A 7,645-nucleotide genomic window follows, 5' to 3' on the forward strand; every position below is an offset into this window, starting at 1 on the left:
AGGAATTAACAAGATTAATGAATTGTTTGAAGATATTGTAAGTGGAAAAATTCCCTTAATTCATGATAGCAATGGAAAATTGATTGAGGGGATATCTCCAATATCCGAGTACAGCAATTATGAAAGTGATGAAACCGGAAATTATGACTTGAGTGTTATTGCAGCAGATAAAGAGTTCATTTTTCATTTAGAAAAATTGGCTGATGAAGGTGTTTTCAAAAAATACACTGCTAAAGGAGTAGATGTAAATGAAGCTGCTATAAAAGCTTGGAATCAGGTTTGGAATGATGATGAAATTCAAAGAACATTTGATAAGGACTATGAAAGCACGGTTCCAGATTTTCTCACAAAAGATGGTAAAGCACACTGTTATTTGTACATCGGGATTTGAGATTTAAAAAAAATAGGTGATGGTGGAATAGTTTAAATCTTCATCATGAAACTACAATCTTCTTTTCAATCCTCCAACTCCAATAGCTAAAAGAGCAAGTAATACTACTATTAATGGATTACCTGCTGCTGGAAGAGTTTCTTTACCGGCAGAAGCAATTTTATTAATGTCTGTATTGTTTGCTGGTTCTGTCTTATTTAGTGTTATATTTATTGAGCTTGGATTATAGTTGTAAGGACTTTCAAAGGTCAAGATTAAGTTTGAATCATTTATTGGTATTTCTATCATTTCATAGACATTATATCCGAAATATTTTAAGAATGCGAGCATTTCATTAAATGACATTTCAGGTGTTCCATATTCAACAGCCCTGTGATTTGAAAGTGATTCGCATGTAACTGATGGTATATGGAACTCTAAGTTTGCATAGTCTTCTATTGCTCCGGCATAAGGATCTCCAGCTACTGGGTAATCTTTAATATCATAACCGGTTTCAGCAACAATGAATTTACCCAGAACTTCACTTTCCGGTGTTGGTTGCTGGGAACAGAAAATACAGGTAATACCGACATCAGAATCATCATGGCGTGTATTGTGGAAATCTCCAAGTCCAATAGCATTTACTGATTTTGCAAATTTAACTATACTATTGGAAATGCTTCCATTAATATGCGCTACAGTATTTAAGTTAGTGCCATTATATATTCTTGTATTGTTGGCTGTGGCTTCCGGGAAAATAGTTGGAAATATGTATATTGTTCCATCAATCTCATCGCCGTAATTAGCCAATAAGTTAATTAATTTGAAACCTGCTACTTGTGATGCAAGTTCACCTCCGTGTGTCCCAACAATCATAACAAGTGTTTCACCGTTTCCATTTCCAAATTTGATATATGGACTTCCCTGAGTACATAAATCAATGAGCTGGTCAGTTACTTCAGTGTGTTCAATTCTACTCATCAATGGGCTGTTTGCACGAATGTCTGCTTTTGATCCGAAATCCATCACGCCGATTTCATAATTAACCTTTCCAGTTGTTTCATCAGTAATGTAAAATTTGAATTTGCCGTTTGTATCAACCGGAACTGTATATTTGTCATTGACAGTGATTGTTCCTCCAATAACATTATTTCCGTTTTCATCCACGACATCTCCGCTAACTAATTTCTTATGGTCGTCTATAACAGTTACCTGAGGTCTGATTTCAGTATCCTTAGGCGGCTCAAATGTAAATGATTTTGAGAATGTTGATGTATTAAAATGTTTTCCGCTGTCTGAATAGACTCCGGTAAAGTTGATTGTCTGGCCGATGAGGTTTCTTGTTGTTTTCCATATGTATACATAGTTACCGTTAACATCCAAATCACATGTTCCTAATTTTTCACCGTCAACGTAAACGGTTACAATTCCTCTGGTTACTTCTTCATAATCATCATAATCAGGATATGCATTATAATCTGATTTAACGTTTCCTGTGAAATATACTGTATCATCATATCTTGTTGCAATAATATTAGTACAGGTGGTATTTGCAACGGGAACAGTCAACGGCAATATCCCATTGGCATTATTGTAAACATCTGTTCCAATATACATGCAGGTTATATTAAATTTTCCGGTATCCCCAACATATACATAGCTGGAGGCAACACCATCCTTCATATCTGCAGTGTAATTTTGACCAAATACGTCTACAAAGAGTACTGTTCCGCCATCCACATTATTTCCGTTCTTATCTATTGCATAAACTTTCAGTTTAGTATCTTTATTTCCATAAATACCAATTTGTTCATTTGCAGTTAATTCAACATCAATTTTGCCAGTTTCTGTAGTTGTATCATCAGCAGATAATATATTTACATCTGAATTATCAGTTATATTGTTATTGTCTGCTGCACAGACTCCAGAAAAAGTTAATGACAAAATTATGAATATTGACAGAAATATTAATGTTTTATTTAACAAATAAATTCCTCCCATAAAATTTTCTTTAATATGTATTATTTTGTTGGAAATTTATTTTAATGTTTCTATTTTAAATTAATTTAGTATATTAAACAAAGTTTCATTTTTTTAATTTAATCTCTGAGTTAGATATAGGAAAATGACTTAATTGGAATATAAATTATATCTCCATCTTTTTCTATTGCATCCCTTTGTGATATTATAATTCCATGTGTAGAATCATGAATATTCATTGCACGAATAACCTGACGTTTATCTTTATTTTTGTTTCCAACTTCTATTGGTATTGGATTTTCGAAGTTTTTCTTAACAAGAAAGTCAACTCCCCCTTTTCTTTTTTCATAATAAGCATTGAAATCAAAGAAGTTGTCATTATTTATTAAATTAAATAGGGATGATGCAACAAAGTTTTTAAATAATATTCCGTCATATTCATCTTCTGTGAAATTTGTTACTCCAAATTTCAAGTTAATGATATGGCGTATACTTGGTGTTGCAAAGTAGTATTGCTGTGCTTTTTTAATTCTATGATTAATTCCCCCATAATTGTCAAAATGGAATAATAACTGTATTTTTTCAAAAAGATAAAATAGTGTATTTATTGTGCTGAATGAACATTTAAGCTCAGAAGATAATTTATTCTGTGAAACATCGCCAGGATATTTTTGAGCCATGAATTTCAATATTCTCATTGCATAGCTTTGAGTGTCTGTTGTGATGTTTTTAATTGTTCCCAAATCTTTTCTTATTACTGTATCAACTGATGAAAATATTTTTTTTACTATTTCGCGTTGTCTTTTATCAAACATTACTTGTGGAAAACCGCCGAATTTGAAATAATTGTCCCAATCAGTTGAAGTATATCCCTTTAAATTTAATATGTCATGATTTGTTTTTTCTTCTAATTTAACTGTATTTTCAATATCTCCGCTGAAAATCAGATTCCTTATTGAGTTTGAAAATTCAATTGGGTAATAACCATATTTTAAATTTAAGTGTTGAGTATAATTCAGAGGATTAATGTTATAGTTTATTATTCTTCTAGAGGCTTCTGCATCATAGTCCAGGTTTAGTGCAGATGAACCTGTAAAGATCATGAAAATTTTCCTGCTTTGGTCATAAATCATTTTGCCTGCAAGTGACCAATTCTTATCATAATGTGATTCATCTATTAATAGAAATATCTCATGATTTAAGGTTTTTAAACTTGAATGGTGGAAATTTTTAACATAATCTTCAATTGTAGCGTATATGTCACATTTTTCAATGTTATTCAGTTGTTCACATGAGATGTAGAGTATATTTTCAGGGAGAATATTTTTCTCGTTAATTAAATAGTCATAGATTTCTAAAAGTATGGTGCTTTTTCCAACACCTCTAAGTCCTGGTAGGGTTATAAAACGATTTAGATTATCTCCCTGTAAAAAATCGTTGACATAATCTTTTATTTCTTCAAATTCAGATCTTGGATTGAATTTTTGATTTTTATAATATATTGAATCATTTAATAGAAATTGTGTTTCGTTAATTTGACTGGCAATGAATTTTTCCACATCATTATTTTTTCCACTCATTTTTGTTTCCCCGTTTATTATTTTTTAATATATAACATATTTATAAATAAGTTATTTTTTTATCTATAACTATTTTATATATTTATTATTTTTTAATATATAACTATCACTAATTTTCGTATATAGTTAAATTTTCATACAATTATATTAACTCTTTGACAAGCCACGAGTGGCTATATGATATCTAATTACAATTTAATTTTTGACTTGAGTGTTATTGCAACAGTTAAATCTTAAATATTTTAAAAAACTATTAATTAATATGAGTGATTTTGAAACAATTATTAATACAAGAAGAAGTATTCGTGAATATGAGGATAAAGATGTTGATGATGAAGATATTTTAAAAATCCTAAAAGCAGGAATGCAGGCTCCGGGCTCTAGATTAGGGGCTGAACCTTGGGAATTTGTTGTTGTTAAAAATAAAGAAACCTTAGCCAAACTTGGAGAAATAAAACCAAGGGTAACTAATGCTCCTGTTGCAATAGTTTTGGTTGCAAATATTGAAAGGGCATTTTACAAAACAGTTTGGCAGCAGGATATGGGTGCAGCTGCAGAAAACATGTTGCTTGAGGCTGTTAACTTAGGTTTAGGTGGTCTTTGGAATGGTGTTGCACCGGAAGAGGAAAGAATGGCCAAAATTGGTGAAATTATTGGGATAGATGACATTACTGAGACCAAACCATATTGTATAATTACCATAGGTTATCCTGCCGATGGATGGGAAAACAAGTTCATGGATAAATTCGATGAAGAGAGAATTCATTATGAAAAATACTAAATACGATTTTGAAAGTGTTGTAGACAGACACAATACCAATAGTCTTAAATGGGACTTTTTTGATGATGATTTGCCGATGTGGGTAGCGGATATGGATTTTAAGGTAGCGCCTCCAATCCAAGAAGCTATTTTAAAAAGAGCCAATCATCCGGTTTACGGTTATACTGTCGTTTCAGATGAATTGTTTGATGCATATATCAATTGGTGGGACTCCAGGTATGATTTAAAAATGTCAAGAAGTGATATGGCATATTCAATCGGAGTGATGCCCTCAATTTCATCAATGATAAGGTGTCTGACTGAAGAAAATGATGAAATATTAATACAATCTCCTGTTTATCATGTATTTTTCTATGTAATAAAAGATAATAACCGTAAAGTCCTGGAAAATCAGTTGATTTATGAAAATAATGAGTATAGAATTGATTTTGACGATTTGGATGAAAAATTATCAAGAGTCAAGCTGATGATACTTTGCAATCCTCACAACCCTGTTGGCAAAATCTGGTCTAAAGAGGATTTGGAGCGTATTGGGAAGTTATGCAAAAAACATGATGTTATTTTAATATCAGATGAAATACACTGCGATTTGACTGATCCCGGAGTAAAGTATAATCCTTTTGAAGCCGATGACTATGTAATAAGATGTCTTTCTCCATCAAAATCATTTAATATTGCAGGTTTTCAAAGCTCTGTTGTTCATACGACAAATATTGAACTTTTAGCTAGAATAAAAATTCAGATGCATATTGACAATTCTGATTCCTGCAATGTTTTTGCAGCAGCTGCAGTAATGGCAGCTTATAATGAATCTGAAGACTGGCTGGATGAGTTAAGGGAAGTCTTATATAAAAATAAACAGATTGTTCGTGAATATCTATCTGAAGAGCTTCCTGTTGTCAGGCTGGTTGAATGTGATGCAACTTATCTTTTATGGCTTGACTGTTCTGCTTTAAATGTAGCATCAAAAGTTTTATCTGGATTTTTAAGGCAAAATCAGGGATTATTCTTATCTGCAGGTGTTGATTTTGGCCAGAATGGAGATAAATTTTTAAGGATGAATATTGCATGCCCTGAAAGATTGTTAAGGGAAGGACTTGATAAGCTTAAGGCAGGAGTAACTGCTTTAAATAATATTAAATCATTTTAATGATTATATATGAAACTGTTGATTCTGTTGTTACAATTTTATCTACTGTCAATGGTACTGATGTTGTGAAAATGTATAGAAACGGTACTCAATACTATGCTACTTTCCTTGACAGCGAAGGTAAATACCTGGCTGACGGAACTACGGTTCAATTCAACATCAATGGTGTGATGTATGACCGTAAAGTATCTGGTGACAAAGGTCTTGCAAGATTAAATATCAACTTGAATGCAGGTGAATATGTAATCACAGCAATGAACCCTGTAACAGGAGACAAAACAGCAAACAACATTACTGTATTGTCACTCCTTACAGAAAACAAAGACATTACCAAATACTACAGAAACGCTACACAATACACCGTTAAAGTATTAGGTGCTGACGGCAAAGCTGTCGGTGCAGGCGTAACTGTCAAATTCAACATCAATGGAGTCTTCTACGAAAGACAAACAAATGCATCAGGAATCGCTAAACTAAACATCAACTTACAAGCTGGAGATTATGTCATAACTGCTGAATACAACGGCTGTATGGTATCTAATAACATCAAAGTATTACCTATATTAAATGCAACAGACATTACAATGAAATACCGCGATGGAACCCAGTTCAAAGCTAATTTGGTTGATGGACAAGGTAAACCTTATGCAAGTCAATCTGTTACATTCAACATCAATGGTGTTTTATATAACAGACCAACTGACGGCAACGGTCAGGCTAGGTTAAACATTAACTTAATGCCTGGTGAATACATTATAACTTCAAGTTATAATGGTTGTAACATTGCTAACACAATAAAAATAAGCGCTTAAAGAGGTAAATACCTCTTATTTTTTCTTTTTTTAATAATTATCAATAAAATTCTGTATTAACCAATCAGAAATGCTGATGTCTGATGAATATCTTATTATTTCATCTTTTTTAAACCATTTTGCCCTAACTATTTCATCGCCGTCAACTTTAATGTCGCCTGAGTCATATTCTGCTTCAAAACCTAACATCAGTGAATTTGGAAATGGCCATGATTGGCTTTTCAGGTATTTCAAGTTTTTAATTTTTATTCCTACTTCTTCAGAAACTTCTCTGTGAACTGCTTCTTCTATTGACTCTCCAGGTTCTACAAAACCTGCAATTAATGCATATCTTATGGTTTCATGATAACTGTGCTGTGCCATAAGAAGTTTGTCCTCATTTCTAATGGCAACAATAATTGCAGGAGCGATTCGTGGATAGTGCACTTGACCACATTCAGGGCATTTTAACATCATGTCCTTTTCATCTATTTGAGTCTTTGCTCCACATTTTCCACAAAATTGATGTGATATATACCAATCGTTTACTAAAACGGCTTTTGTCCCCATTAGGTAGAGATCCTTGTTAAATTCATAAACTTCCCTTAAATCAAAACCTTTTTCAAAGCTGCTGTTTACAACAAAACAGTCCTTATTTTTATATTTGCCAATAAATAATGAAAAATTAACATTTAATTCTGAAATGTCTGTAATCAATTCGTTGTTTTCTAATAATAGTTCTCTATTTTCGTTAAAAATAAAATAATATGCATCATCACTAGTGTATGTATCACTAAAATTAATCTCATAATCTTCGTAAATTGATTTTTCAATCATGTTTATTGTTTTATTTTTCATTTATTTAATAGGTGGAGTTTAATTAATTAAAGTAATACTTTTTTTACATTTTTTATGCTTTCAAGTAGTAATAATTTAGTAAAAAGTAATACTTAAATAATACTTATTCTAATTAAATTATTACAAATTATAATC

General features: G+C 31.8%; 7 protein-coding genes. 4 read left to right on the forward strand and 3 right to left on the reverse strand.

Annotated features, from left to right (window positions below; genetic code table 11):
- Nucleotides 1-391, forward strand: a 391-nt coding sequence (locus ACKI5C_RS08355) for a hypothetical protein (RefSeq protein WP_407432692.1), incomplete at its 5' end; no start/stop codon positions are given.
- Nucleotides 392-442: 51 nt separating this feature from the next.
- Here ACKI5C_RS08355 and ACKI5C_RS08360 read toward each other — a convergent pair.
- Nucleotides 443-2,356 carry a hypothetical protein gene (locus ACKI5C_RS08360; RefSeq protein ID WP_407432693.1) on the reverse strand — a complete coding sequence of 638 codons (1,914 nt, stop codon included), beginning with the start codon at nucleotides 2,354-2,356 and terminating at the stop codon, nucleotides 443-445.
- 125 nt (nucleotides 2,357-2,481) lie between these two features.
- On the reverse strand, nucleotides 2,482-3,930 hold the full coding sequence (locus tag ACKI5C_RS08365; protein ID WP_407432694.1) for an ATP-binding protein: 1,449 nt from the start codon (nucleotides 3,928-3,930) through the stop codon (nucleotides 2,482-2,484).
- A 262-nt stretch (nucleotides 3,931-4,192) separates the two neighbouring features.
- Here ACKI5C_RS08365 and ACKI5C_RS08370 point away from each other — a divergent pair, with 262 nt between their 5' ends.
- Genes ACKI5C_RS08370 through ACKI5C_RS08380 form a run of 3 tightly spaced genes read left to right on the forward strand, consistent with a single transcriptional unit; the run spans nucleotide 4,193 to nucleotide 6,673 of the window.
- Nucleotides 4,193-4,711 (forward strand): nitroreductase family protein, encoded by a 519-nt coding sequence (locus ACKI5C_RS08370; protein ID WP_407432695.1) that lies wholly within the window; start codon nucleotides 4,193-4,195, stop codon nucleotides 4,709-4,711.
- Nucleotides 4,698-5,861 (forward strand): MalY/PatB family protein, encoded by a 1,164-nt coding sequence (locus ACKI5C_RS08375; RefSeq protein WP_407432696.1) that lies wholly within the window; start codon nucleotides 4,698-4,700, stop codon nucleotides 5,859-5,861. Before ACKI5C_RS08370 ends, ACKI5C_RS08375 begins: the two co-directional genes overlap by 14 nt.
- On the forward strand, nucleotides 5,861-6,673 hold the full coding sequence (locus tag ACKI5C_RS08380; protein ID WP_407432697.1) for a carboxypeptidase-like regulatory domain-containing protein: 813 nt from the start codon (nucleotides 5,861-5,863) through the stop codon (nucleotides 6,671-6,673). The genes ACKI5C_RS08375 and ACKI5C_RS08380 overlap by 1 nt, the downstream gene beginning before the upstream one ends.
- 30 nt (nucleotides 6,674-6,703) lie before the next feature.
- Here the strand turns inward: ACKI5C_RS08380 and nudC are convergent, their stop codons facing one another.
- Complete coding sequence (gene nudC, locus ACKI5C_RS08385; protein ID WP_407432698.1) at nucleotides 6,704-7,510, reverse strand: NAD(+) diphosphatase; 807 nt, start codon at nucleotides 7,508-7,510, stop codon at nucleotides 6,704-6,706.
- Between the last annotated feature and the right edge of the window lie 135 nt (nucleotides 7,511-7,645).

Origin of the sequence: Methanobrevibacter sp., assembly GCF_045646045.1 — an archaeon.
Lineage (GTDB): Archaea > Methanobacteriota > Methanobacteria > Methanobacteriales > Methanobacteriaceae > Methanocatella.